The following is a 23,625-nucleotide window of genomic DNA, read 5'->3' on the forward strand; positions in this document are numbered from 1 at the left end:
GTTTCGCTACAATTTATCGGGAGCTGGTCCAAAAAAGGATCCCGACGGTTTTGCCGGAATCTTCTTTTGTGGTGAACAATGTACTACCTGGGGTCGATTCCGTCAATTGTAAAACAGCCTGACCGCGCTTGTAGCCAGGCTATTTTACAATTGACGGGTTATTCTTTTGGGTTACTTATTTACATGAAAAAGCCCCTCCTGTGAGGGGCTTTTTCTGATTCAATTGCTTATTCTATTTTGCTTACAACTCCCGGGAGTCAGGCTTTGTTTGCTCGCTGCTGAAATAATTACACGCGATGAGAGCAAGTCCTCGAATAAAGCAGTCAGGCCGCGCAGGCGGCATTTTTTATCGGTCGGCGGGCGCAGGGCCAGAGGTTCTGAACGGGTTGTGTAGCCCGGTCGGTTTGGGTTTTCCTATGCTTTTCCCAGTATCCGGATGGTTACTCGCGGCAGTGACCGGCGGTGAGTCTTTATGAATACGTGGTAGCAGCAAGGCCAGCAGCAGGCCGGACACAAGGCCAATGACCAGAAAAAAGTTCAGGGTGAGGTCAGGAAAGAAACAGCGAAGCAGCAGGCCCGTAAGGAGCCAGGCGATGCATGTGGCGAACCATACCCCCACAAAATGGAGGCCATGGTTGAGATGGGAGGGTAACATACGCTTTTAGGGTGTGTAAGTATTTGAAAACAAAAATAATAGAATAACTGAGATTTACATAATATTAGTAATATTTACCTAAAAAGTTGGCCATAATTCATTTTTTTGGAATAGTGTATAAAAAGTGAAACGGCCGGACCGCTGGATCAGAATCACCTTTCGGGAAAGTTGGGGCGGGATACTTCGCAGTGCTATAAGTCGTAGAAAGTGGGGACGACGCACGTCGTGGAGGCGAAGACTGTGATCGAAATGCTAAGTAAGCACAGTGCCTGATCGTAAGGCTATGACCAGGCACCGTGGCTCAGTGATTGTGCTCGGCGTTCAGTTTGGCCTGTAAGGCGTAAAGCATCGTCATCAGTTCATCAATATCGGCCTGGGTGAATTGGCTGGCTTTCTTCCGGATCGGAGCTTTCATCTTTTCCGCATCGAATATATCGACGGAATCCTCAAACCCGACGAAATCACGGATAGCGATCCAATCGGACGCGAGCGTATGAGATAGGTCCTTGGGGATGATCAGGTGAAAATAGCCTGCCTGGTTGGCCAGGGTATGCTTTAATTTTTCCTTATCCCGTTCCAGGTTTTGGATGAGTTGGGTAAGCACGACATCGACATAGATGTTCGATTTTCTGTCCGGGTCGGGACTAGCCGCCACGGGCTTCTTTCTTCTGAATAGCATGTCTAGAGGGGGACATTAAGTATTAAAATTATGAAGGAGTGGTTATATAATAGGTATTAAAGTTAATAATTCTTACAATCAATTCTCTCTGTCCCCCTTTGATTACCCTGTTTTTAATAAAAATTTAATAGACAATCATCTAATACCCATATAGTAATGGAAGTTAAGCTCGTAATACCGTCGCATAAGCGGTGGTACCGGGTGCGGCCGACTAGTGCGGTGTATGGAGCGGCCATGTGTATAGAATAGAGCCAGGCGGATCTGTACCTGAAATGAAATCTTGGCATTGAGATCATTTCGTATCCCAACAGCGTGATCGGGCTGACCCGGAAGTGGGACTTGTTGATCCAGGACCTGGAGGATATGTTCACGCTCAACAATGACATCGATCATCTGCGCCGGTATACGGCGAGTCGGACGTGGCGTATGCAATAGTCCAGAAGACGGCTCATGCGGCCCGGAAGGCGTGGGCCTACATGTACAGTTTTGCGATTTCACCGAATTCGATCCAGCTGAGTGGCTACGTAACGGGTTAGGTCCATGGGGTACTCTCGGGCTTCAAATTGTAGTACAATTGCGATATCTATTGCAACGAGGATTACTGGGTTTCGCTGCTGAATGCCTACCACCACTCTGTATGAAGAAATTTATCTCAGTAAAGAATTAAAAATCAATTCCCTAACATCTAAGTACAATACGAAAAATGGCAATCGCGGCTCAAGGTGATCATGCAGAAATGGGACCGCTCACTCTACCGCACAAAAGACAATGAAACCAAAAGCTTTTAAGAAGCTATCGCGGGAGGACCAGAAAGCCCTACGGGAATTGCTAGCAGAACAGCCCAGCGCTATGGGTGGGGTATAGAGAAATAGGAAAAGGGGCTACTCGGACCTACCCCTATTACAGAGTAACGACCAGAAGATGCTTTTAGAGAACGGAAAGCCCGCTCATTGAGCGGGCTTTCCAGAGCACTACTATTACACTATTGCCAGAGTTCTCTGACCAATAGAATAAGCATAGTAAAATTACCTATAATCCAGAAAAGAAAAAATCCCGGCTGGTAGGCCGGGGTCAAATCAATCAACCAATCACAGTTAACTAATGCGAAGCGATGGCAAATGTACAGTACACCGAGCATTACGCATAGGGTACCGGGTGCGTCGGAATGTTTTCCGGCAGGACAAGCGGATGCAGCGTAATAATTAGCAATATGTTTACAAGAATAGAAAAGACACAAAAAAAGCTGCCGAATGGGCAGCTAAATTGGCTGATAACAGCGATTATGTATAAATGTGGAGAATATCGGATTGTAGTCCAATAGCCGGGTAACTCATTCTATGCCAATTTAAAAGCTAATGAAATCTAATTTGTGCGTGTGTGAGCGCTATTTTGTGCGCTATTGTGTGGGCGTTTTCCCTCTGTAAATGTCCACCAGGGACGTAAGAAGGCCGTTTTCTTTTTTCAGCATAGTATTTTCTTCCAGGCATTGCGTGAGTTTGGCGGTATAGCCTGCCACGTTTTCCGCTACATAATTTCCGGAGTGGGGTAAAGCATCGGAAAAACCAAAAAAGTACGTCATGGGTACCCCGAAAACCTCACACGCCCGCCGCAGTACAACCGTGTTTAAATCTTTCTTTTTGAAGTAGTTAGCGAAGTTATTCCTTGCTACCCCGAACTTTTCCGCCGCTTGTTCTTGGGTGTAATCCGAGCGATCAAACGCCCGCCGAAGCATAGAGCCAAAATGTACTTCGTTGCTGTTTTTCATGGAATTGTATCGTTTAGTATTGCATTTAATGTAATTATTTTCGTAACATTGTGCTATAAAGTAGTAAAGTGCTACTAGAAAACAATACAAAAACCCACAAACTTATTTTATGGCAACTTTAAAGCAAGTGTACAGCGAAGCGCCCAATTGGGCCAAGAAAGCAGTTAAGAAAGCGCTCAAAGAGCGCCGAGGTATTACCGATCAGGGTTTTTATCACCTGATGAATGGTAAGGGGAAATTTACCGTAGAAGATTTCCGCACGATTTACGATAGCAGTTGCATTGGGTTTCATCACGAAACCGGCTTTTTCTTCGATTACGAAGCCGCCAAGGAAAGAGACGTAACCGAGGACGCCCAAACCGCCGAGGTATTCGGGATGAAGTTATGAAAATTGACATTCCAAAAATCATTGATGAATACCTACGTCAACGTTCCCTTTTGATTGAAAAGGTCACGGCAAAACCTAATCCCTACAATCGGGAGATTGTTGTACTTACTTCCCGCATTGATACCGTTGTAGCTGAATTAATCGATTTAGCGGAGGGTATCGAAACCGTACCAAGTGAGGACGAATCCTAAATTTTTTTTGCCCTGTAATGACATGATAAACAAGGCACTGCCACGAAGAATAAAGCAAATGCCCGCTAGTCGGGCCATGCTTTTACAGTTCGCCCTTACGGCCCGTAACCCTACGGAATACAGCACCCGGAAGTTTTGGAGCAACTACAATTTAAAGCCTTACCGCGATGGAAGTAGAGAAAATCGATACCAACCTGACGTTGGCTTATGCCACGTACAAAGAGCGTGAACCCAAAGCGATGAAAGCCGCTGAGGATATGGGCAACTATTTGAAGTCCCTGGAAGCCAAACGCCGCGAAGGCTTACACGTAAGCCCCGACCGCCTACCCGGCATGATCCAGTTTTATCGGATTTGCTTTGATGATTTGATAGACTTTGCCAATGCCGCCACGGCTTTAAATGCCGTTTACGAGCAACGTTTGCAAGCCTTGAACTTTCCGACCCGCCCTAACTATGACCCCTATACGGTAGCCAATAAGCCCCCGCGCCTGAGCCTTTTAGAGTCCCAATTTTTAACCCCTGAATTATGCAGTACGAACGATTAGATTTCTCCTACAACTGGAATAATAAATTGGATTGTAAAGCATTTACAACCCTACGTTTATTGAACCCTAAACGCTACTTTATAGGAGCCAAGTTTGAAGTATTTTATAAAAACAAAACCTATGGAATATTTGAAGTTAAGAAGCTTACCCCGTTGACCCCGGAAGGTATTACGGATTTAATCGCGTATCTGGATACAGGATATAACGCGAACGAATGCCGCGACGTCCTGAGAACCATGTACAAGAATAAGCCTAATTTTAATGATAGTACCCCGCTCGCTTATTGCTTATTGGTACAGGTTGTAAAACCGGAAGTTTCCCCAAAAAATCAAGTTCCATTATTTAATTAAATGACTATGGATAAGCAGAGTTTTTTAACCGAATGCGCTAAAAGATATGATCAATTTACAAAGGATGCGAAATCCCCGCCGAGCGTTTATTATTTGGCTCTTAGTAATGAATTAGGTTGCGATATATCCAGCAAAGGGATTCTAAGCGTGAAAGGTGTTATTCATACACGCGAATCAATGGATAATTATTTTCATAAGATTCTAACGGGAGGTTTTGAAGGTTGCTATTTTTTGCCGCCCGTATCAGATAATTAATTCTTTCTTAACCCCTACGCTATGCCTACCCCACAAACAGAGGAATTGCAAAGCCTTACCGAAAACCTGAGCCACACGAAAGGCGAAATAGAACACCTTCAAAAGATTTACAATTTGTTTGGCCAAAACCATTCATTTCTGATTGAAGGCCGTTTGTTTTCGGTCAATGATTGCGCGCCCGGCCTTTGGCTGATTATGTCAAATTTGCAATGGAAATCATTGGAAATTGCCGGACGAATCAAAGCCCTAGAAGCGCTGCAAAGCGAACCCGTTTAATTTTAATTTATTTATTCACTTCTAAATTTTATTTCACTTATGACAAAGGAAGAATTTTTATTTAAAGCTGAAATGCTATACGACCGCTACACCGAAAGGCACGACAACCCCGCCACCGGTTTTGTACTCATACAGATCCATCCTGATGATTCCGTAGTTAATGCCGGGGGACTTGCTACCGTTGAGCAGTTGCAGGAATGTATTTTGTTAATGGAAGGATTTGTATTTAAGTCCATGACAGCCGTTAAAAAAGCCGCCCAGGATGGCGACCCAAAAGGGCTAATTGTTGCAATTGCCTAATCCCTACCCTACCACCTAAAAAGCCCCGGCCAGGGGCTTTTTAGGTTTGATTTCTACTTTTATCATTTACCGCTATCATTATGGATTATTCCAATTATACTACGGTAGAGGGGCGACTAGATCAAATGGTTAACCAAGTGGGGAAAATTGGCCTACATGGTTTAGTATCATTGTTTCTTGAACAGTCCTTCATTATTGCCGAACACGTCGAAGGCTGGAATTTTACTGAGGTAGAAAAGGCAGCCACGCGGGAGCGGGCAGTAAGTACCCTTCTAGCGAAGTCCCTGGATTTGTGGAAAGTGGCCGATAGAATCGAACAGCTTGATTCTGCCGAATTGAAAAAACAAGCCCGGACATTTTAGCCTTTTTACCACCTAAAAAGCCCCCGCCAGGGCTTTTTAGGTTTGGTTTATCTACGTGTCGACTCTGCAACAGGTACCATAGCAACGCCCTATTTACCATGTCAGAACGTCCGCAAGCGCTGACAATGTGGCATTTGTGCCGAAAGTTTGAAACGTTTTACGTACCATTGCATCCCCTACGCTTTTCCTGCCTGCACCCATGATTGAAAGTATAGCCCTGTTCAAGCCGCATTCCGTGGTAGTATACCAATCCTTTGAAGGCGGACGTACCCAGGAAAACGCCGCCAGCCTGGAAAATTTGGAAAAAGGCGCAAAAGGCGACTACAACGGCTATATGTCGCCCGCCACCCGCCGACAGGTTAAAAAGTACCTGGATAATTGGTTGTTGAGTATGACCATCACCACCACCGGTAAAATAACCCGGAACAGCATTTACCCTACCTTCATCACCTTGACCCTACCCGCCGCCCAGGCGCACGACGACAACGACATAAAACGGAATATGCTAGGGTACTTCATTACGCAGCTAAAACGCTACCACCACGTAAAAAACTACTTTTGGCGCGCCGAACCCCAACAGAATGATAACATTCATTTTCATTTGGTCGTAGACGCCTACATACACCATGCCCAGGTAAAAAAAGCCTGGAATTCGATCTTAGACCAATACGGGTACCTTGAAACCTACCGGCAGAATCTGCGCGAACACTACCGCGCCGGTTTCCAGATCAACGGCCAGGAAGCCAAACAATACATAAAACGCGAAGCCGAAAAACTCACCCGCGCCGGAAAGAAGCCGAACGAAAAAGTACTGTATTGGGCCAGCGTGACCCAGCAGCGCCAGCGCTACGAACGCGGCCAGCGCGACAATTTTAACACCACCCAGCCGAATAGCACCGACATACACAAGTTGAAAAAATTGCGATCCATCACCGCTTATATTTCAAAGTACCTGACCAAAGCCAATGACGTAGATAGCCAGATGAAGGAGAAAGGCCGCGACTTTATGGATAGGAAAATTAACGGTAGAATTTGGGGCTGTTCCGATGATTTGAAAACACTTACCTACCACGCCGAAACCGTCGCCATCGAGGATTTTGATATGAGTACGACCAACGACGAAGTAAAAAATTACCTGGATAAACTAGCCCAGGTACTAAAAGCCGAGGACGTCATAAAAGATGAAAATTTCACCGTGTACCGGCTCAATGTTGAGAATCGAAAGCTGATGCAAGAACACGCCCCCAGCCTACACCACCGCTACCAAACCCACTACAACAACACGTTCTTACAATTATACGGAAGCCTACAAACGTCATTTACTTAACTTCCAAATTCTTACTCCTATGGCTATCAAAAATTTCAAATTCAAAGAAGGGAAAAAGGTACCCTTGCTTTACCTTGGAGAAATCAAACAAGCGTTGATTTTAGAAGTTGGTGAGCGAAAAACTAAGCTATTCTTTAACGGCTCTAACTTTTTGACAGAGTTTACAAACAAGGAATTATTGAATAGATATTTAATGAAGGAGTCAAACTATTTTAAAGGCAAATTCTAAATCCTTACTCCAATGGCTATCAAGAATTTAAGATTCAAAAAAGGGGCTATTATTGAAATTCCGTTAGAAGGCCATTTACACACGTGGCGGAAAGTCAAGGTGTTACTTTCCATGAAAGAAAAGTGCTTTGTAGAAACTCTATTCCCTCACGAAGGGTTTGAGCGTACTACTATGACCCATGATGAACTTTTTATCCTGTACCTGGAAGCATCAGGAGCAAAATTGAAAAGCGCCGCTATTATGGGTATCGTAGCCAGCGGGTTTTGTTTATGTTCTTCCCGAAGGAGTTCTAAATTCTATGAAGAAGTAATGTATAAGTCACTGCAATACGTTGTCAGTAAAGCGCCTTTGAACGCAGGGAAATTAACACTATCATAAAAAATAAATAGACAAATCTTATTTATTGATTTGTTCAATAGTTGTAGTTTATTTATTTGTTTATGAAACTTGAATGCCTCTTTTAATAAAATATTTTTTATACCAATCCTTTAACAGAGTTTTAACCAATTCAAATTGTATATTTTTATTACAGGATAAAATGTAGTTTTAGGAATCGTTCACATCATCCTACGCCCCATGCAAAACAGTACTGACACCGATTTACAAGCCATCCAGAACTTAGCCCGCGAAGCCGACACCATAACCCATTTAGATGAACTGTTTTGCGGGTACCTGCTTTCCCCGGCTTGCGAAGATCACGAACCCAGCCAACGGGCCAACATTTTCGAAACCTACATTTCCCTACGGGATTTCCTTTCACGGCTCACGTCCACCAAGCACAAAGCAAAAGCCCCGGCCATCTGACCGGGGCTTTTTTATTTGATCTCCGAAAATTGTAAAGCGTCCCATCGGGAAAGTACCCACTGTTCACCGTGTTTATTATAGCTTACCAGCATCCGGGCATAGAACCTTTCTCCGGTAGCCTGATCTTGTAGCGTCATGGCCAAAGTCTTTTCCTGGTAATTATCCCGTACCTGTTCATTCTCCACTTCTACGCTTTTGTATTCCGCCAGGGAAGCAAATACCCATTGCTTTTTTACTTTCGCCAATGCGCCCTGATGCCAATAGCTGACGGACTGATTCAGTAAATCTTGTTTGATCTGATCAACCGTAATTGATTTTTTCGCCGGTACCGGGGGTTTGGCTTTTGGCCGTTCAGCCGGTTCATTCTTTTTTGTTGCAAGCTGATTTTTCAATAACTCGTTTTGCTCTTTCAAAAGCCTAATCTGTTCGGCTTCTTCGGTTGATTTTTCAGTAGAGCAAGCGGCCAGCAGCAGGAACCCAAGTAATAGCGTAGCGTATTTTTTCATAATGGTGTAAGCGATTGAGTGAAAGGAAAAACAAATAAAGTATTTTTCTTCAGTCAGCTACCCAACAAAAAAGCCCTGACCATTTGGCCAGGGCTTTTTTATGTGGGAGTAGGTACCCTACTTTTTGGCAATCACAGCCGTATACCCTACCCGTATATCCAACACGCCGCCGCCGATGATTGCGCTCAGTCCGTCCGTCCGTACCGTATTCCCGGTTTGATAGGTCGTATAAACCCCGCTGACGTCCTGCCAGGGTGCAAGATTGATTTTTCCCTTTTGGGTTATCCGTATCTGATTGGTACCCGTACCCACCACTTCAAACGTCACCATTCCAGCCGGAAGGCTTGAAACCTTATCGTTTACGGTCACGGTCTGCGCGGTGTAAATGCCATCCGGCACCACTGCCGAGGGTTTCGGATCGTTGCCCCCACACCCAAGCGCCACCAGCGCCAGCACTCCAAAAAATAGCTTTTTCATAATCTTGTCAGGTTTGTTTACTGCCAAATAGGAAAAAAAAACGGACAATCAAAAAATATTTTTTTGGGTGTAGCATCCCTGCAATATGGGTGCAAAAAGGTTCGTACAAGCTGTATTTAAGGGTGCGTTTTGTGGGGCTACACGCTATGAACGCTTGACTAGTGGGGTGTTTTGATAATTTGTAATGCTAAACGTTGCACAATTGAAATAAACCGTATATACTTGCATCTGCAATTATGGCAGTATAACGGTAAATATGGCAGACTACATAACAAATCGGCAAAACGGACAGGGAACGTACTACTACCCGGACGGATCGGCCGTACCTGTCAACATTTCATCAAAGCCGTTAGACTTGCCGGTATTCCTTACCCGCTCCTACGGGCCGCGCAACGCTGACGGAAGCGTCGATAATACCCTAAGCATTGCGTTCGATCAGATCAGAACGCTAGGGTACGCGCCGGTTTTGGGTACCCTGCCGAATGCCGCCCCGATCTTTAACCCCAATACCCAACAGTATGAACTGAGCCTAAATGTTACTTACCGTCCTGAGTACTTCGCTCAGGCTGCCAGCGCCTACCAGGGTACCACCTCCGAGGAACGGAAAGCTTTCCTAATCGATCAGCTTTCCAAATTGGTACAAAGCTGGAATCAATACGCCGAGGAAATCGCATTTCTTCAAACCCAGGCCGCCCAGGCCAACGGAAACAGCAGCGTAGCCGCGTGGGCTGCCACCGTGGGCGGTGTGGCCATTGCCACGGCCAACCCCTACGCCGTGGGAGCCGGGGCCGTGCTGACCGCCGCCAGCATCGTACTAGGATTCATTAAAAAGCGCCAGGACAGCCAGCAACTAAAAACGCTTCAACTGCGCGCCGAATACGTCGCCGCCGAAGCCGCTCAGATAGCCGCCTACCATGCGACCTACTCCAAAGAATTGAAAGGTTCACCCCTGGCCGCTCTGCTTATCGGGGGCGTCGGACTCTATGCCGCCTATCATTACGACCTACTCTAACTATGCCCGAATTCTTTTTCATACGTCGTTCCAATCCCACCACGCCGGTAATCGGTAGCAATCCTGTTATTAACGTCAATCCGACTATTGTTAGCAGCCCTACCCTGGTCATTAATCCCACGGTCAATAGTCCACTGTACCCCAATCCCTACGCGCTGAATCCTGCCGTAATTGTTGACAGTGATCCGGGACTCACCAGCGACCCCGCGCCGATTGTCACCACCACGCCCACCGGCCAAACCCTGACGCAAACCGAAACGGAACGCAACTCCAAAGTTTTCGCGTATAGTGGGCTTATCTCCTACGTTTCGGGCCGAAGTGGCCAGGATTGGGAAACCCTACGCGCCATCCTGAGCCGGGAATATACCCGCCTGATTGATAGCCCTACGGTAAGCGTTGAGGACATAAATTATATAAAAGCCGTCACGCAAAATCTGGATGCCTACGCCAAAGGGTACCCCCTGGCCTTGCTAGTCGGTGAGTTGGTTGACGCCCTCATACGCGGGTACGAGCCTACCCAGGCTTTACAATTCGCAAAAAACGCCGTCGACGGAAACCAGTACATAACCACACCCGGCGACCCCGCGCCCATCCAGGGAACCGACGCCACGCCCACCGGCACCCCAAGCACCAAAGTAGAGTACGGCAAAATAGCCGCTACCGTGATCATAGGATTTTTATTCAAGCAAGCCGTCGAATCCTTATGAGCAAGAAACGTAAAGGCATAAGCAATCAAGATTTGATGATAGCCGGGGCCGTGGGAGCCGGGGCGTACGTCCTGAGCAAAGCCCGCGCCGCCAGTAACCTGGACGTTACGCCCGGACTACCCAAGCAACTACGGGTAAGTTTGGGCCAGGGCCAACTAACGTTTTTGTTGCCCCTCAATTTCTGGAACCGCACGGCGACGAATATTAATATTCAATCGCTCGACCTTACCGTAAGCATCAACACCGCCACCGTAGGCCGGGCGTATCGGTACGAAAAATTCAGGATCAACCCCAGCGGACAAACCCAGGCCGACGCTATTGTAAATATTCAGTTGCTCGACCTAATCAGCATCATTCCCGAAATCCGGGATTTAGTGCAGGGTAAAACGATACAATTCAACTTCAACGGATTTGTAAAAGCCGAGTTGCTAAACTTCCCGGTTCAATTCTCCCAAAGTATCAAAATCCCTAGAATCATATAAATATGCCGTATTCAGTCTATGGGGTTGACCCTATCCTAATCAGTCAGGCCGCGCAGCAAGCCCAGGCCGGCACCACTCCCAAAAGCGGGAACGTAATCACCACGATTAGCAGCGCTATAAGTGGCATTGCTGTACCCCTACTGACCGCCTTGTTTCCGGGCGGTATCAAAGGCAACGGCAGTATTACCCCTTCGTACGGTTCCGTTCCGTACGACCCTAACCAATACCGCAGCAACAGCAGCAGCGGCCTACTGGATAATATACCGTTGTTGGCCCTGGCTGCCGTGGCTGCCTACTTCCTATTTTTTCGGAAGAAAAAACGAAAGCGTAACTAAATAATTTTCAAACCAATAACCCCCAATTTTTCACTTTTCACTATTTCAAAATCTATTAGCTATGGCCGAAATTAAAATTTTAACCAACGTCGGTACCATCACCGGAAACAACGGAGTAGGCAACGTCTACGCCGCCAGTGAAAGCACCGAAACCAGCAAGCCCAAAATTCTGCTTTTGCCTGAACTGGTAGGCAGTGATGTAAAGTACCGGTACCTAACGCGCGACGCCATGCGCAACTGGCTCAACAGCGGTAACGCTTCTATCTCAACGGATTTGAACCTGGAACTTTTCAGCAACAAAACCAACTGGGATTTTGTCGACGCTGACGGCTTCATCGTAGAGGATGCCATTGTAGACGAAACCGGAATCGAGCGCATTTTCAGCGGTCAAAACCTGTACTCGATCAAAGGAGTAGGAGCCACGAACGCCGAAATTGCCGCCATCCGGGTAAGCGTAAGCGGAGCATCCGAAACAGGCGGAAGCGCTACGACGACCACAACGACCGGCACCGGCACCGCCGCCACCAAAGGCATTATGGACTACTTTAATGAGTTCATTTCCGACCCGTTCAGTTTCATTACCAATAACCCGCTGATTGCCGCCATGATTGGTTTGGGTGTTTGGTATTTCTTCTTCCGTAAGAAAACGAAGGCGCGCCGCCGCCGCTAGGTAATAACCCCCGACGCCCGGAAGCGTAAGCGCCGCCCCTACTAGGCCAGTTTCCAACCGTGAACGCCCTGGCTATTCCGTAGCCAGGGCAATCACACCAACCCCCAACGAATCACTTTTTTTTAACTCTTAAATTCCAAAATTATGCGCAAGCCAAAAATGGGCAAATTGCCGAAAAAACCTAAGCTGACGGCCAGCCCCGAGCAAAAGAAAAAGTACCTCTCAAAGGTTGCGTCCATCAAAAAGGACTATAACAAGAAAATGAGCGAGTACAAAAAATCTATGGCCCTGAGTGCCAAGATTGCCAAAGTATAGCCGCCCGCTACCATCCATCCAGAGCAAGCCCGCCAAACCGGGCTTGCTTTTCCTAAATCACTTTACCCCTACTACGCAACATGGATACGACACAGCAAGCAAGCGACTTTTTGAAACAGGAAAACATGGCTTTCTGGCAACTATGGAAAGGTACCAGTAAGGTAAGCGAGTGCGAAAAAGACAACAACCCCACCGCCGACCCAGCCACCGCCCAGGAGCATTTTAAAAACGTCCTGGAACTACTGCCGCCCAACAGCTACCGCCTATCGGTATACCGCAACGCCAGCGGCCAGCGGAGCGCCAACAACTTTGAATTTACCAAAGCCGGAGCCGCCGCCCAGCAAGCCGGGGGGCTTTCAAGTGTAAGCAGTTTGCGCGAACAAATGCGCGCCGAACTCATGCAAGAATTCCGTATGAAAGAAATGGAAGATAAAATCAAAAAGCTGGAAGAAAATCAAAACAAGCTTTTTGAAATCCTGGAAGATTTGACGGACGGCGACGGCAACAATGATTTTGCCCAAAGTCTGATTAAGGAATTTGCATTGGGAGCCATCAAGAATAAAACCGCCGCGCCGGTTGTGATCAATCAGATTCCCCGCGCCAGTGGCGGATTTAACAACCTCTAAACACCTACGTACTTTTTAAAACGCTTACACAACGGAACCAATGGAAAAGGACTTACTACAACTTTTGAAAGATTTTGGCCGCGCCTACGATGAAGTACTAGGTACCGAGGACACCATAAAACTAATTGAAGCCCTGACCGAATTTGTAACAAACAACCCGGATGCAGTGCTACAACTGCAAACCGAAATCCACGACAATAACGCATTTTTTGCCCGCCTGTTGACCAGGGAAGGCGTTGACGAAGCCCGCGCCGCCATTGCCCTATTTTCCAAGTTTAACACGGTCAAAAACCCGATGCAGCTATTCAAGCAAAAAGCCAGTCTATGAAGAATTTAACCGCCGCCGCCGCCCTGGCCAGCCAAGTAGACAAAAAGACCGTCGCCAACGTCGGTAAAGTCTTGGTTGCTATTGCCCTCTATCTATTATTGCGATCCAGCGCCCGCAAGCGTTTGGCCCAAAATGAATATGATAAAGTCGTAGCGGGCAACGGGGGAGCGGTCAACCCCGCCAATATAGCGCTGCAATTCCGGCAAGCGCTCAGACCGTGGGGATTCTCATTTTTAGGCATCGACGGCGGCACCGATGAAGATACGCTTTACTATCTGGCCGGGGTTTGCCGGGGCAACGTCTGGTCTGAGGTTACAGCCAGTTATCGGACACTTTACAAAAGCGAACTCATACAGGACATAAGCGACGACGCCAACCCCGAAGTTTTCGCCAAGTTTGTAGCCATCCTGCAAGGCAATGCCGCCCCTACCACGCCCACCGGGGGAGGTGCCACCACCGGCAAAGGCTACACCGCCGAAACCATCCGACGTACTCCGCTCTTATCCGCCAGCGATAGCAGCCAAACCGTTACGACGTTGCCGCTGGGTACCAAAACTGAATTTAAGTACTACACCATAGCCAAAAGCGGGGGCGTAGAAACTCAGTACGTTCTGGTCACTTATCGGAACTGGATCGGGTACCCCACGGACGGATATATTAAGCGGGCCGACGTCCGCGTATACGCAAACTAAAATACTATGGGAACGACCTCACAAAGCGGAATTGATTTTATAGCCCTGGAAGAAAACGCGCCGTTGTTTTCCAAGCCTGACAGCTTTTTAACCCCTGCCTATAAGGACACCAACGGCCCCGCCATCGGGTACGGTTGCACCTTCTACGAGGACGGTAGTAAAATCCAGTACGGCCAGCAGATCACCAAAAAAAGGGCTGATCAACTCTTATTGTACCACGTACGACTAAACGAAGGGTACCTAAATAGCTACCTGAACGGGAAAAATATCCGCCTGACGGTTCCCCAATTTGACGCCGTGGTTTCGTTCGTGTACAACGCCGGGCCGGGCAACTTTTTGAAGTCGCAGCTATGGCAGCAAATACAGGTAAATCCCAACGACCTGAACGCCATCGAAGCCGCCTTTAAATCCTGGCCCTACAACGCCAACCGCCGATTGAAGGAAGCCCAGGCGTACGGCCAGCCGGTTTTTAGGAGTGAGGTAACAACCAACATTGCCGGAATCGGGGCGATCCTGTTAGCCCTGGCGGGCGGCTACCTCATAAACGAAAGCCGTCAATGATATGCCCGATAAAGTCACAGCCTTTGAACGGCTTTTAGATTTTGCCATAGGCGGGGGCGCGCTGGAAGGTATCCGGTATATATTTTCCAAAAAAAAGAACGATGCCGAAACGGACAACATCGTGTCTGATAACTGGAAAAAGTACGCGGAACATTTGGAAGGGCGGTTTAATCTGCTTATGGAGCAACACGAAATTTTGACGAAAAAGTACAACGAACTCGAACGCAAGTATCAAGAGCTAAACTTAGAAGTCCATGGCAAAAGTAATTCTAACCGCAGGCCACGCCGTAGTTAACGGCATAGGTACCGGGGCCAAAGTGCCAGGGTTTGACGAAGCCATCGAAGCCGTAATACTTCGTAATGCCATCGCTACGCGGTTGATTGAACGGGGCGTCAACGTGTACGTCGACCAGAACGACACCACCAACGCCGAAACGTGGAGCAAAATCAAGGAAATCGCTCACTTTGAAGATGTTCTTTTGGATTTGCATTTTAACGCCGCCAGCCCCCAGGCCACCGGCACCGAGGTATTTTATAAAACCTCACGCTTTTTGCAGCCCCAACCGACCGCCGCCAAACTGAGCGCCAGCGTTGCCGATGCCCTACGGATAAAAGACAGGGGAGCCAAGAACGAAAGCCAGAGCCAACACAACCGTTTAGGCGTGTTGCATCTGAACCCGGAACGTAGCTTTTTGCTGGAAACGTGCTTTATCACGAACCCCGGCGACGTCCGAGAATACCGGTACTATTTTTCCGATGTAGTGCATAATGTTACTGAATTTCTGGCCGAAGAAAGCACCCGCAAAGCATGAAATGGAATGTAAAGGGTACTTCGTGGAGCGTGTTGCTATTGGGTAGTATCATCCTGTTTGGAGCCGGATACTTTGCCCGCCGATACCAGGAGCGCCCGCGCCACGCCGTCCAGGAATTGACCGCCGAGCGCGCCGCCCATATTGATAAAATCAGATCCATCGATCAACAGCTAATAACTGAATATGCGAAACTTGATAGCCTGTATAGTAGCCGCCCTGCTGACCCTGACAGCGCCGCCCGCGCACTCTTGGAACGCTACCGCGCAGCCGGATACCTTGACACCTACGGAAGTCCGCCAGTTGACCAGCCTAACGCCGCAGATCATCAAAGAACTGAAAATATGCGACGAAGCCCGCCAGATTAACGGCTTGTTGAATGCCAAAATTCAAACCCTGATTGCGGAAACCAGCCGCCAGGAAACCGAAATAAACGACGCCCAGCAGGGACTAAAAGAGGAAACCGCCCGCCGTTCTGTCATGGAACGGCGGGCCAAACGCCGGGGAAACGTCGTACTAGTCGAAACCTTAGTAATAGCCGCCGCCATCGTAACCAAAATTTTTCTATGAATAACCTCACGACCCAAGTAAACCTAATCGGAGTAGCCGCCGCCTACTTTACGTGGAAATACGGCAAAGCGGCCAAATGGAAGTACCCCGCCGTGGGTGCCGCCATCGCGTATTTGTTAATGACCAAACTCGTAAAATAATGGGTACCAGTCAGAAGCGTTTGCAGTCGGTTTTGAAAGATATGCCCTATGAGAGCATTCAGGACTTTATAGCCATCCTGCAACCTACGTTTAGCCTGGAATCTTTTAAACGGTTTGGCGACCCCAACAACCTAACGCCCGGATTGCGCCGGTTTTGGATCAAGAAAACGGCCAAAGGCATTGACCTAGCCGCCGCCGAGTTAAAGGAGTTTTCCGGAAGCAACCGCGACGAAGACACCTTAATACAGGACATTCTAGAATTTGCCCAGCAGTACGACACGAACGCCAAGCTACAAGCCTACGTACGCCGCCGCGTGAAGGAAGGCCAGAGCGCCCGCAGTACCTACGAGCGCCAGAAAATAAAGGACGTCGACACCTTCGTGAAAAACGGATTGCGTACCCTACGCGCCGACACCTTTAAAAAGGAACTGGCCGAAGTAGCCGCCAACCCGCGTTTTTACTTTGGGCCGTTGCTCGAAATTCCGGAATCGGAAGGTAGTTTTTGGGCATTGACCGACGACCAGCAAACCAAGTTTGCTACCCAAGCCCTACAACTATTGAAGGGTAAGAAGCTGAAAGGCAAGAAAGGCCGCGCCCAAAACGCGCCGATTAAATTGGACGCCGCCTTTAAAATGGAACGTTTGGCCCGCGTCGCTCAGTACCGCGCCCAACAGGCCAGCGGGATCGTAGAACTTGCCAAAGAAATGCAGCGCAGTTTGCGCAATCCCAAGAGCGCCGCCAGGGATGCCAAGCGAACGAGTAAAAAGGTATTCCCCGCGACCGAAGCCGGTTTACTGGCGTGGGCTGCCAACCCTGGCAAGGGGGATATTTTAGGCGTCGACGGATAACAACCAAGTACCAATACCAATCTATTAGCCATGAAAGAATTTATTTTGATTGCCTTCGCTCACTTCGTTTTATTCCAAATCATTTTTGGAATCGTCTTGCTGGATGCTGTGCTAGGTATCACGCGCGCCCTGATCAAACGGGAGTTCAAGTACGGGTACCTGACCCAATACCTATACAAGCTTTTAGCCTATACCGCTGTACTCATTGCCGGGAATCTGGTAGAATATGCCAGCCAGCTAACCGGGCATACGATGGAGTTAATCGGAATCATACCGGTATTTGTCACGATTGCGACGGCGGAACTTGGCAGCCTGAAAAAGAAATTCCAATCTGTAACCCCCGCGCCCGATGAAGCCTAACACTATTTTGATAGCCGTGTTCGTCTTTCTGGTTTTGCGATCCAGGCGAACCGCCACCCTGACCGGCACCGGCTACCCCACCGCCGCCGACTTTGACGCCCTTAATAAGTTGGTCGTTCATCAAGCCGCCGTAATCAAAGATTTACAGGAAGATTCGGCCACTCTGATTGAACGCCTCAATCAATCACCTTTTGCTATATGAAACGCCTTGTAATACTCGCCCTACTCTTTGGCAGCCTGACCGCCCAGGCGCAAATTTCCGCGCCCGCCGTAAAGGATACCATTACCAAAATACTACCCGACAGCCGCCCGCGCGTCGTAACGCCCGCTAGTATCCGGCAGGCTATATTTCAGGTAGTGGATTTTGCCGACACACTGACCGGGGTACCAGGGCCACAAGGCCCGCAGGGGGTAGCCGGGCCGCAGGGGGCAACCGGGGCGCAAGGTATTCAGGGGCCGCAAGGGCCGCAGGGAATACAGGGGCCGCAGGGCGTACAAGGGCCGACCGGCCCCGCGCCCGACGTTTCCAACTATGCGACCCTCGCCGGAACGCAGACATTTACGGGGGTCAAGACTTTTACGCAGGATATCTACATTAATTCGCTACGTGTTGGTTTGGGGGGGGGAATCTTAATGGCAATACTGTATTGGGTTATTTAGCTGGTAACGCCAACACGACCGGAAACACTAACACCTTTATAGGGTATCATGCTGGGCTATCGAACACCACCGGAAATAGTAATATAGTACTAGGCTATCAGGCTGGGCTATCGAGCACCACCGGAAGCAATAATGTGTTTCTAGGCGTACACGCGGGCTATTTTGTCACAACCGGAGGCAACAATCTTTTTTTAGGAAGACAAGCGGGAAGGTATATAGCCGACGGGACTACCGTACTGAGCAATCCAGCCAATTCCCTTTTTTTAGGCTACAATACCAAAGCGCTCGCAGATGGACAAACCAACCAAATTGTAATTGGTCACGATGCCACCGGGCTAGGTAACAATACGACCGTACTGGGTAATTCTTCTACCACCTTTACCCGGCTTTTTGGAAACGTTGGTATAGGCACTTCCACTAATGCCGGGTATGGATTGGATGTGAACGGTACGGGGCGGTTTACCGGTTTAACGACATTTCAGGCCGGAACCGAACACACCACAGCCGGAGCGGGAATAATACTCAAAACGCCGGACGGTACCAAGCGCTACAAAATCACCATCGACAACTCTGGCAATCTAATTACCACTTTACAGTAATTTCCATGAAAAAGCTATTTTCAATTCTACTGCTATTCCTTTCCCTGGCCGCGACCGGGCAAGATGTTACCATTCCTTTGGAGGAATTTACCTTGGAAATCCCCAGGGTGAACGCACTAGTCGTGCGACCCATCGGAGCGCCTTATCTGGCTCCCAATCCGGCGGATACCGTGCAAAAAATAATGGTTCAAAATGTCTACTACGAATTGCGTTCAGCGGTACTTACCAGAGCCGCCGAAGAGGGCAACAAGACCCTACCAAACTCAAAGTACCAGCTCGTAAATAAGTACATTGATAGAAGTGTAACCCCTTCGGATACCGCCGAAATAAACGCTTTTTTTAGGTACGTTAATTGGCCTTTAAAGGTGAAACTACCTAGCCAGGAATGACACGCTTTCCCAGGATCGTAGTTCAAAAGGTGTACGGCGAAAAATCGGATTGGTGGGCACTCAGCGACCCCGCCGTAATCCCACACCCGCAAGGGGAATACACGATTCCGAAAGGCTACCGAACCGATTTTATTAGTGCGCCCTGGCTCTTGTACCCGATCATTCACCCGCACGGAGCCGGATCAAACGAAGCCATACCACACGACTACGAACACGAAAACGGCCTGTTTCGGGATCAATTAGGCGACCGCCACGCCCGGCATTTATCCAACTTCATGTTAGCCGTGAGAATGGTTCAGGGAAAGGCCCCGATTTGGAAAGTATTCGCCATGCTGATTTATACAACGCTGTTCAGTTCAATTACCTGGAATCGTAATAACCGTAAAAAATGAAAACGAACGACCTTTTTCTTTTTGGGCTGGCCCTGGCCGTCGTGTACTTGATGTACAAACAGATGCCAACCGGAGCCGGACCCACCCAAGCCCAATTTGATGCCTTACAAGCCCAGGTAAACGGCTACACCACGCGAATCACTACGCTGGAAACTTCCGTTTCTGGAATCACTACCCAACTAAAAAACCAAGACGCTGCCTAATGAAAAAGCTCTTATTTCTCCTTTTATTTCCCTTCCTGGCATTGGGCCAAATGGTACCCGCTGATAGCACGGTACGCGCATTGATTCAATCCAAGATACCCACGCGGGGAGCCAGGACAACCGGGTACAGTGCCGCCGACGTGCGTACGGCAATGGATGGAATCATAGATTATGTCAACAAAAAGAACCCTATTGTTACGCCGGAAATGTTCGGGGCATTGGGCAACGGCACGACGGACGACACCCAGGCATGGCAAAAACTACTCAACTGGGTTGCGCTATCCTCGAAAGGGGCGGAAATTTACGCGCCTGGAAAGTACTTCATTACGTCCTCGCTAATACAGGTCAACGCTACCGTACGCGGGGCGGGGCTTCGTATCCGGGGAGCGGGCCGCGAAAAGTCGGGATTTATTACCCACAATCTGAACGGGCCTTTGTTCCTGCTGGATGGGAATAACGATAACATCCCCAACAACACCACGTACTACAATACCTATCGAACCGAGTTGTCGGATTTTTTTATTAAAAAGTCAGCAAATACCGTAACCGGTACGGTAACGGGGATTCTCCTAAGCAGTCAGAAAGATTTTTACATTCATGATCTTTATATGCCCGCTCTCAGTGGCGACGGGATCAAAATAACCGCCGTTGGGTTCTCCGACTTTGGGGAGTCCTCAAACGGGTTAATCGAACGGTGTTGGATAGACGGCCTGAATGGGAAGGGGATCAATATAGTAGGGGACGTTTCCTCTGAATTTGTCGCGTCACATATCATCATACGCCACAATTCTATTTTTTACTGCAATACGGGAATTTACTCTGAACTCTCCGAACAAGTAGAAATAGACAATAACCAAATCATTGGAAACACGAACTACGGTATTGTAATCGGGTACGATGGCCGGGGCGTTTCCCGGCTCATTACCATTACACACAATGAGTTAGGGAATAACAATCTACTGGGTTCTATTTGGATTCAGGCGGTTGTAACGGGTGTTGTAGAAGGGAATCGGTTTGTTAACAACCTTACGGAAACGTTTGGCAATCAGCTTACGACAGGCAAAGCGGACGGGAGCGGCCCGGTACGAAACCTTACCATACAGCGGAATTACATCGTACAAGCCAATCCCAACTTAGCCGGACATTATCAGTTTTTTATTCATCCCGGATACAGTAATAATATTTCGATCCTGGACAACTACAAAATAGTACTTGCAAGCGGGGGCTTTACAATGATATTTCACGGATCAACATTTTACGCGAAATCGACGAAGAAAGCGGATTGATTGTAAATGAGAAACGCGGAGCCAGTGAAACCGTTATTCTTCCCAATCCGACAAACCTTGTTCCGAAGGTGTGGAAATCGTACCGCGCAACGTTTACAGCCAGTACCGATCTTGTTATTTCTCCGCCTACCGAAGTCCCCCAGGAGAAAGACGAATTTTACGTTGCGCTTTTCAATAACAGCGCTTCACCGATTACCGTCAACATTACCACCGGGAGTGGCTTTATTCTTGGCGATCCTATTGTTTTTCTTCATCGACACAGTACGAAGGCTTCATACTTATGTACAAGTACTTAGCCGGAAACTGGTACAGAGTCAAATAAAAAACGCCTGAATTATAAATGAAATGGACGCACTCGAAAAATACCTAAGCAGCGCCGCCAACCGGCAGCGCATTTTGTGGATAGTGGGTGCAATCCTGCTTTACTTCTTTATCCGAAAGTATAAAGCCAAAGCCGGTACACTTGGCCCGCCCGTCGTTCAGCTTCCCAATATTCCCGTAAGCGCTGGCGATCGTACTAGCGGGGGGTCGACCGGGATTGGTAGTATTTCGGGCAACTTCACGCCGGTAATCCTTTCTCGAGGTTATGCCTCTCTGGCGAACTTTGAAATTTCCGGCAGTTCTAACAACTGGCGTATTACCGATTTATCCACCCGCAGCCCGGCACCGGGTTATGAATGGTACTACATCGTAGGCGAAAAAGTAGTAAGGCAATCGGGCCGCTTGATTGATGAACCCTGGCAAACCAACCTACCCGGCCACGTTCTGAAGCATTCGATCAAAGTCGGTTTGGTCAGCCTTGAACAGCATGCTTCCACACCGGAGCAACAAAGTAACCCCTACTATGATCCGAACGGAATAGAGTTTTTTGATAAGGGCGACGTAGGCGCTCAGTTCGTTTTTGCATTCGTACCCAATTCAAATTAATATGGCAACCCAAATTAACACCGTCAACCCGGTACCGGATAATTACAACCCTGCAAGCCAGTTGCCGCAATGGATGGAAGTAGGTAGCAATTTTGCGTTACCGAGCGGCCATTTTCACCAAGCAAGCCCAAACCGGGAAGATAGGGGTATTGAACACACCTTCAATAAAGGAGTCACGCACTTTTCCTTATTGGATGCCAACGACGAAGCCGGAGGAGCCGCCGCATTCCGCGCCCGCTTTCCGGGCCGGGCCTATCAGGACGTCCCCCGGATACAGGATATTTTCAACCTTGCCCGCCAGGGGCCGGACAACTGGCAACCCACGACGGGCGGAAATTATAACCTGGCATTCTGGCCGGGCGGGCCTATGACTACCCAGCAAGCACTAAACGCCGCCAATGGGTTAGATTTGAACATAGGTTTGTTTGTGGGGGAATTGTTAGAGGGCGACGCCTATTTACCCGAATTGCACCCAAGTTGGAAAGTATTCATTGATCGGTGTATGGAGCGGCTACCGGATGGGGCATTGTTCGCCGCCAACTACTTCACGCGCTGGCACGGTGGAGTAAATTACAATTTGGGGGAAGCGTCCCGGGCGGCTCATGAAGGAATGCTTACCAGCAATAGCAATACGTGGCCGACCAGCATTTACCACCCAGGTAATAATTACAGTGCAACAAACCTAATCGTAGAAGGAATCTATCTGAACGCACCCGACCAGACCGCCAAGCAAATGCTACAGGCAATTTTTCGAATGCGACTATCAAAGAAATTGGGTAAAGCGGCTGGCCTTTTTGTATTCGACGTAAACGAATGGCTACCCGGCTACGCGCACAATACCTACCTACCCAGCGGAGTATTTGAGCGGAGCAACAAAGCCGCCCACAATCCGCAATTAAGTTTATTATGGCCGTTCCTGGCCCATGAGTACGGGAACGTTTCTATTGAGTGGGGTTTGAAGCGCCGGGCCAAAGTGGACAAAACGAAAATCCTGGACATTTCTTTTTATATGTCCGGGAAGGATCGCTTTTACCCTAGCGGGTCATCCACGCCGACCACGTACCCCAACTACGTGAACGAGGGGAGCAATTACTACGACATTCCCGCCTTCCTGGCCGACTTCCCTAATTTTGGCCTTCGTGCCTGGAATGTTACGGGAGGTCGAACCGTAGGCGGCACCGATTACTATTGTGATTATAGGATCAACGGCGGGAACTGGATCAACAAAACGGCCAATGGCACTGAGGAAGTAAGGCAATACTACGATAAAACCTATGTGGTAAAAGCCCGGATCAAAGGCGGGCAAATGTCCGTATTAGCCTATAATTTTTGGGCCGACAACATACGCCGAACGTTGGAGTTCAGGCACCCGACCAATAGCGGTATAACGTACCAAATGGACGTTTGCGGAATTGGCCCATTCGCGCAACTTATCAACCTGTAAAGTCCACCTTTCCCGCGTGTAGTGAAGTTAAAGTATCGTATCATAAAGCCCCGCCGATTTTCGGCAGGGCTTTTTTGTGCTCTTGACATTATAGTTATTTCTGTCTATTTTTCCGGGGTCATAGATAGAACTGACTGTGCCAGCTGTATTCTCCGGAAACC

At 48.3% G+C, this 23,625-nt stretch carries 44 protein-coding genes; 38 read left to right on the forward strand and 6 right to left on the reverse strand.

Annotated elements, in window-relative coordinates; translation table 11 throughout:
- Positions 1-346: 346 nt before the first annotated feature.
- Both GBK04_RS28110 and GBK04_RS28115 read right to left on the reverse strand, forming a co-directional pair.
- A complete protein-coding gene (locus GBK04_RS28110; protein WP_152765632.1) occupies positions 347-655 on the reverse strand; it encodes a hypothetical protein in 309 nt (102 codons plus the stop codon).
- 301 nt (positions 656-956) lie between these two features.
- On the reverse strand, positions 957-1,334 hold the full coding sequence (locus GBK04_RS28115; protein ID WP_152765633.1) for a hypothetical protein: 378 nt from the start codon (positions 1,332-1,334) through the stop codon (positions 957-959).
- A 312-nt stretch (positions 1,335-1,646) separates the two neighbouring features.
- On the opposite strand from GBK04_RS28115, the gene GBK04_RS31280 reads away from it, so the two are divergent.
- Complete coding sequence (locus GBK04_RS31280; RefSeq protein WP_373331428.1) at positions 1,647-1,769, forward strand: hypothetical protein; 123 nt, start codon at positions 1,647-1,649, stop codon at positions 1,767-1,769.
- A 961-nt stretch (positions 1,770-2,730) separates the two neighbouring features.
- Here the strand turns inward: GBK04_RS31280 and GBK04_RS28120 are convergent.
- Positions 2,731-3,099 (reverse strand): helix-turn-helix domain-containing protein, encoded by a 369-nt coding sequence (locus tag GBK04_RS28120; protein ID WP_152765634.1) that lies wholly within the window; start codon positions 3,097-3,099, stop codon positions 2,731-2,733.
- 109 nt (positions 3,100-3,208) lie between these two features.
- Here GBK04_RS28120 and GBK04_RS28125 point away from each other — a divergent pair, with 109 nt between their 5' ends.
- From GBK04_RS28125 to GBK04_RS28180, 12 genes are all read left to right on the forward strand, one after another.
- Entirely contained in the window at positions 3,209-3,487 is a 279-nt protein-coding gene (locus GBK04_RS28125; RefSeq protein WP_152765636.1) for a hypothetical protein, read from the forward strand.
- The gene (locus GBK04_RS28130) at positions 3,484-3,678 is read left to right on the forward strand and encodes a hypothetical protein (RefSeq protein ID WP_152765637.1); all 195 of its coding nucleotides are present in this window, start codon (positions 3,484-3,486) and stop codon (positions 3,676-3,678) included. The genes GBK04_RS28125 and GBK04_RS28130 overlap by 4 nt, the downstream gene beginning before the upstream one ends.
- 167 nt (positions 3,679-3,845) lie before the next feature.
- The gene (locus GBK04_RS28135) at positions 3,846-4,223 is read left to right on the forward strand and encodes a hypothetical protein (protein WP_152765638.1); all 378 of its coding nucleotides are present in this window, start codon (positions 3,846-3,848) and stop codon (positions 4,221-4,223) included.
- Entirely contained in the window at positions 4,205-4,573 is a 369-nt protein-coding gene (locus GBK04_RS28140; protein ID WP_152765640.1) for an ASCH domain-containing protein, read from the forward strand. Before GBK04_RS28135 ends, GBK04_RS28140 begins: the two co-directional genes overlap by 19 nt.
- Before the next feature lie 6 nt (positions 4,574-4,579).
- The gene (locus tag GBK04_RS28145; RefSeq protein ID WP_152765641.1) at positions 4,580-4,828 is read left to right on the forward strand and encodes a hypothetical protein; all 249 of its coding nucleotides are present in this window, start codon (positions 4,580-4,582) and stop codon (positions 4,826-4,828) included.
- Positions 4,829-4,849: 21 nt separating this feature from the next.
- Positions 4,850-5,104, forward strand: coding sequence for a hypothetical protein (locus GBK04_RS28150; RefSeq protein ID WP_152765642.1), 255 nt, complete (start codon positions 4,850-4,852; stop codon positions 5,102-5,104).
- Between the two features lie 39 nt (positions 5,105-5,143).
- Positions 5,144-5,404: a hypothetical protein gene (locus tag GBK04_RS28155; RefSeq protein WP_152765644.1), complete on the forward strand. Its 261-nt coding sequence runs from the start codon at positions 5,144-5,146 to the stop codon at positions 5,402-5,404.
- Between the two features lie 80 nt (positions 5,405-5,484).
- On the forward strand, positions 5,485-5,766 hold the full coding sequence (locus GBK04_RS28160) for a hypothetical protein (RefSeq protein ID WP_152765645.1): 282 nt from the start codon (positions 5,485-5,487) through the stop codon (positions 5,764-5,766).
- A gap of 199 nt (positions 5,767-5,965) precedes the next feature.
- Positions 5,966-7,093 (forward strand): rolling circle replication-associated protein, encoded by a 1,128-nt coding sequence (locus tag GBK04_RS28165; RefSeq protein WP_152765646.1) that lies wholly within the window; start codon positions 5,966-5,968, stop codon positions 7,091-7,093.
- Positions 7,094-7,112: 19 nt separating this feature from the next.
- Positions 7,113-7,322 (forward strand): hypothetical protein, encoded by a 210-nt coding sequence (locus GBK04_RS28170; RefSeq protein ID WP_152765647.1) that lies wholly within the window; start codon positions 7,113-7,115, stop codon positions 7,320-7,322.
- A 12-nt stretch (positions 7,323-7,334) separates the two neighbouring features.
- On the forward strand, positions 7,335-7,700 hold the full coding sequence (locus tag GBK04_RS28175; protein WP_152765649.1) for a hypothetical protein: 366 nt from the start codon (positions 7,335-7,337) through the stop codon (positions 7,698-7,700).
- A gap of 198 nt (positions 7,701-7,898) precedes the next feature.
- Complete coding sequence (locus GBK04_RS28180) at positions 7,899-8,126, forward strand: hypothetical protein (RefSeq protein WP_152765650.1); 228 nt, start codon at positions 7,899-7,901, stop codon at positions 8,124-8,126.
- Between the two features lie 11 nt (positions 8,127-8,137).
- Here the strand turns inward: GBK04_RS28180 and GBK04_RS28185 are convergent, their stop codons facing one another.
- Positions 8,138-8,632, reverse strand: coding sequence for a hypothetical protein (locus GBK04_RS28185; protein WP_152765653.1), 495 nt, complete (start codon positions 8,630-8,632; stop codon positions 8,138-8,140).
- A 117-nt stretch (positions 8,633-8,749) separates the two neighbouring features.
- On the reverse strand, positions 8,750-9,109 hold the full coding sequence (locus GBK04_RS31285) for a hypothetical protein (RefSeq protein ID WP_373331429.1): 360 nt from the start codon (positions 9,107-9,109) through the stop codon (positions 8,750-8,752).
- Between the two features lie 256 nt (positions 9,110-9,365).
- On the opposite strand from GBK04_RS31285, the gene GBK04_RS28195 reads away from it, so the two are divergent.
- From GBK04_RS28195 to GBK04_RS28245, 12 genes are all read left to right on the forward strand, one after another.
- A complete protein-coding gene (locus tag GBK04_RS28195) occupies positions 9,366-10,121 on the forward strand; it encodes a hypothetical protein (RefSeq protein ID WP_152765658.1) in 756 nt (251 codons plus the stop codon).
- Between the two features lie 2 nt (positions 10,122-10,123).
- On the forward strand, positions 10,124-10,828 hold the full coding sequence (locus tag GBK04_RS28200) for a hypothetical protein (RefSeq protein WP_152765660.1): 705 nt from the start codon (positions 10,124-10,126) through the stop codon (positions 10,826-10,828).
- Entirely contained in the window at positions 10,825-11,310 is a 486-nt protein-coding gene (locus tag GBK04_RS28205) for a hypothetical protein (RefSeq protein WP_152765662.1), read from the forward strand. The genes GBK04_RS28200 and GBK04_RS28205 overlap by 4 nt, the downstream gene beginning before the upstream one ends.
- A gap of 2 nt (positions 11,311-11,312) precedes the next feature.
- Positions 11,313-11,645, forward strand: coding sequence for a hypothetical protein (locus tag GBK04_RS28210; protein ID WP_152765665.1), 333 nt, complete (start codon positions 11,313-11,315; stop codon positions 11,643-11,645).
- Between the two features lie 61 nt (positions 11,646-11,706).
- Entirely contained in the window at positions 11,707-12,315 is a 609-nt protein-coding gene (locus GBK04_RS28215; RefSeq protein ID WP_152765668.1) for a hypothetical protein, read from the forward strand.
- Between the two features lie 144 nt (positions 12,316-12,459).
- Positions 12,460-12,630 (forward strand): hypothetical protein, encoded by a 171-nt coding sequence (locus GBK04_RS31290; RefSeq protein ID WP_373331430.1) that lies wholly within the window; start codon positions 12,460-12,462, stop codon positions 12,628-12,630.
- Positions 12,631-12,710: 80 nt separating this feature from the next.
- The gene (locus tag GBK04_RS28220; RefSeq protein ID WP_152765671.1) at positions 12,711-13,256 is read left to right on the forward strand and encodes a hypothetical protein; all 546 of its coding nucleotides are present in this window, start codon (positions 12,711-12,713) and stop codon (positions 13,254-13,256) included.
- Positions 13,257-13,296: 40 nt separating this feature from the next.
- Positions 13,297-13,584 carry a hypothetical protein gene (locus GBK04_RS28225; RefSeq protein WP_152765674.1) on the forward strand — a complete coding sequence of 96 codons (288 nt, stop codon included), beginning with the start codon at positions 13,297-13,299 and terminating at the stop codon, positions 13,582-13,584.
- Entirely contained in the window at positions 13,581-14,276 is a 696-nt protein-coding gene (locus tag GBK04_RS28230) for a hypothetical protein (RefSeq protein WP_152765677.1), read from the forward strand. The genes GBK04_RS28225 and GBK04_RS28230 overlap by 4 nt, the downstream gene beginning before the upstream one ends.
- Before the next feature lie 6 nt (positions 14,277-14,282).
- Positions 14,283-14,837 carry a lysozyme gene (locus GBK04_RS28235; RefSeq protein WP_152765680.1) on the forward strand — a complete coding sequence of 185 codons (555 nt, stop codon included), beginning with the start codon at positions 14,283-14,285 and terminating at the stop codon, positions 14,835-14,837.
- A gap of 1 nt (position 14,838) precedes the next feature.
- Positions 14,839-15,132: a hypothetical protein gene (locus GBK04_RS28240; RefSeq protein ID WP_152756065.1), complete on the forward strand. Its 294-nt coding sequence runs from the start codon at positions 14,839-14,841 to the stop codon at positions 15,130-15,132.
- Positions 15,092-15,649 carry an N-acetylmuramoyl-L-alanine amidase gene (locus tag GBK04_RS28245; protein WP_152765683.1) on the forward strand — a complete coding sequence of 186 codons (558 nt, stop codon included), beginning with the start codon at positions 15,092-15,094 and terminating at the stop codon, positions 15,647-15,649. The genes GBK04_RS28240 and GBK04_RS28245 overlap by 41 nt, the downstream gene beginning before the upstream one ends.
- 35 nt (positions 15,650-15,684) lie before the next feature.
- Here the strand turns inward: GBK04_RS28245 and GBK04_RS31295 are convergent, their stop codons facing one another.
- Complete coding sequence (locus GBK04_RS31295) at positions 15,685-15,816, reverse strand: hypothetical protein (protein WP_373331431.1); 132 nt, start codon at positions 15,814-15,816, stop codon at positions 15,685-15,687.
- Between the two features lie 16 nt (positions 15,817-15,832).
- Here GBK04_RS31295 and GBK04_RS28250 point away from each other — a divergent pair, with 16 nt between their 5' ends.
- The 13 genes from GBK04_RS28250 to GBK04_RS28305 all read left to right on the forward strand — a co-directional run bounded on the left by GBK04_RS28250 (position 15,833) and on the right by GBK04_RS28305 (position 23,464).
- The gene (locus tag GBK04_RS28250) at positions 15,833-16,216 is read left to right on the forward strand and encodes a hypothetical protein (protein ID WP_152765686.1); all 384 of its coding nucleotides are present in this window, start codon (positions 15,833-15,835) and stop codon (positions 16,214-16,216) included.
- Positions 16,213-16,356, forward strand: a complete 144-nt coding sequence (locus GBK04_RS31300; protein WP_373331432.1) for a hypothetical protein — start codon at positions 16,213-16,215, stop codon at positions 16,354-16,356. Before GBK04_RS28250 ends, GBK04_RS31300 begins: the two co-directional genes overlap by 4 nt.
- Positions 16,356-17,204 (forward strand): hypothetical protein, encoded by an 849-nt coding sequence (locus GBK04_RS28255; RefSeq protein ID WP_152765690.1) that lies wholly within the window; start codon positions 16,356-16,358, stop codon positions 17,202-17,204. Before GBK04_RS31300 ends, GBK04_RS28255 begins: the two co-directional genes overlap by 1 nt.
- A gap of 30 nt (positions 17,205-17,234) precedes the next feature.
- Positions 17,235-17,564 carry a hypothetical protein gene (locus GBK04_RS28260; protein WP_152756075.1) on the forward strand — a complete coding sequence of 110 codons (330 nt, stop codon included), beginning with the start codon at positions 17,235-17,237 and terminating at the stop codon, positions 17,562-17,564.
- Positions 17,554-17,766, forward strand: a complete 213-nt coding sequence (locus GBK04_RS28265) for a hypothetical protein (protein WP_152756077.1) — start codon at positions 17,554-17,556, stop codon at positions 17,764-17,766. The genes GBK04_RS28260 and GBK04_RS28265 overlap by 11 nt, the downstream gene beginning before the upstream one ends.
- Complete coding sequence (locus tag GBK04_RS31305) at positions 17,763-18,224, forward strand: hypothetical protein (protein WP_373330596.1); 462 nt, start codon at positions 17,763-17,765, stop codon at positions 18,222-18,224. The genes GBK04_RS28265 and GBK04_RS31305 overlap by 4 nt, the downstream gene beginning before the upstream one ends.
- A complete protein-coding gene (locus tag GBK04_RS28275; protein ID WP_152756079.1) occupies positions 18,212-18,823 on the forward strand; it encodes a hypothetical protein in 612 nt (203 codons plus the stop codon). Before GBK04_RS31305 ends, GBK04_RS28275 begins: the two co-directional genes overlap by 13 nt.
- A gap of 5 nt (positions 18,824-18,828) precedes the next feature.
- Complete coding sequence (locus GBK04_RS28280; RefSeq protein ID WP_152756081.1) at positions 18,829-19,212, forward strand: hypothetical protein; 384 nt, start codon at positions 18,829-18,831, stop codon at positions 19,210-19,212.
- Positions 19,209-19,604, forward strand: a complete 396-nt coding sequence (locus tag GBK04_RS28285; protein ID WP_152756083.1) for a DUF1353 domain-containing protein — start codon at positions 19,209-19,211, stop codon at positions 19,602-19,604. The genes GBK04_RS28280 and GBK04_RS28285 overlap by 4 nt, the downstream gene beginning before the upstream one ends.
- Positions 19,601-19,807, forward strand: coding sequence for a hypothetical protein (locus GBK04_RS28290; RefSeq protein ID WP_152756085.1), 207 nt, complete (start codon positions 19,601-19,603; stop codon positions 19,805-19,807). The genes GBK04_RS28285 and GBK04_RS28290 overlap by 4 nt, the downstream gene beginning before the upstream one ends.
- Positions 19,807-21,093, forward strand: a complete 1,287-nt coding sequence (locus GBK04_RS28295; protein ID WP_152765693.1) for a right-handed parallel beta-helix repeat-containing protein — start codon at positions 19,807-19,809, stop codon at positions 21,091-21,093. The genes GBK04_RS28290 and GBK04_RS28295 overlap by 1 nt, the downstream gene beginning before the upstream one ends.
- Before the next feature lie 345 nt (positions 21,094-21,438).
- Positions 21,439-22,020 (forward strand): hypothetical protein, encoded by a 582-nt coding sequence (locus tag GBK04_RS28300; protein WP_152756092.1) that lies wholly within the window; start codon positions 21,439-21,441, stop codon positions 22,018-22,020.
- 1 nt (position 22,021) lies between these two features.
- Positions 22,022-23,464, forward strand: a complete 1,443-nt coding sequence (locus GBK04_RS28305) for a hypothetical protein (protein WP_152756093.1) — start codon at positions 22,022-22,024, stop codon at positions 23,462-23,464.
- Positions 23,465-23,625 lie beyond the last annotated feature (161 nt).

Origin of the sequence: Salmonirosea aquatica (genome assembly GCF_009296315.1) — a bacterium.
GTDB classification, from domain to species: Bacteria; Bacteroidota; Bacteroidia; order Cytophagales; family Spirosomataceae; genus Salmonirosea; species Salmonirosea aquatica.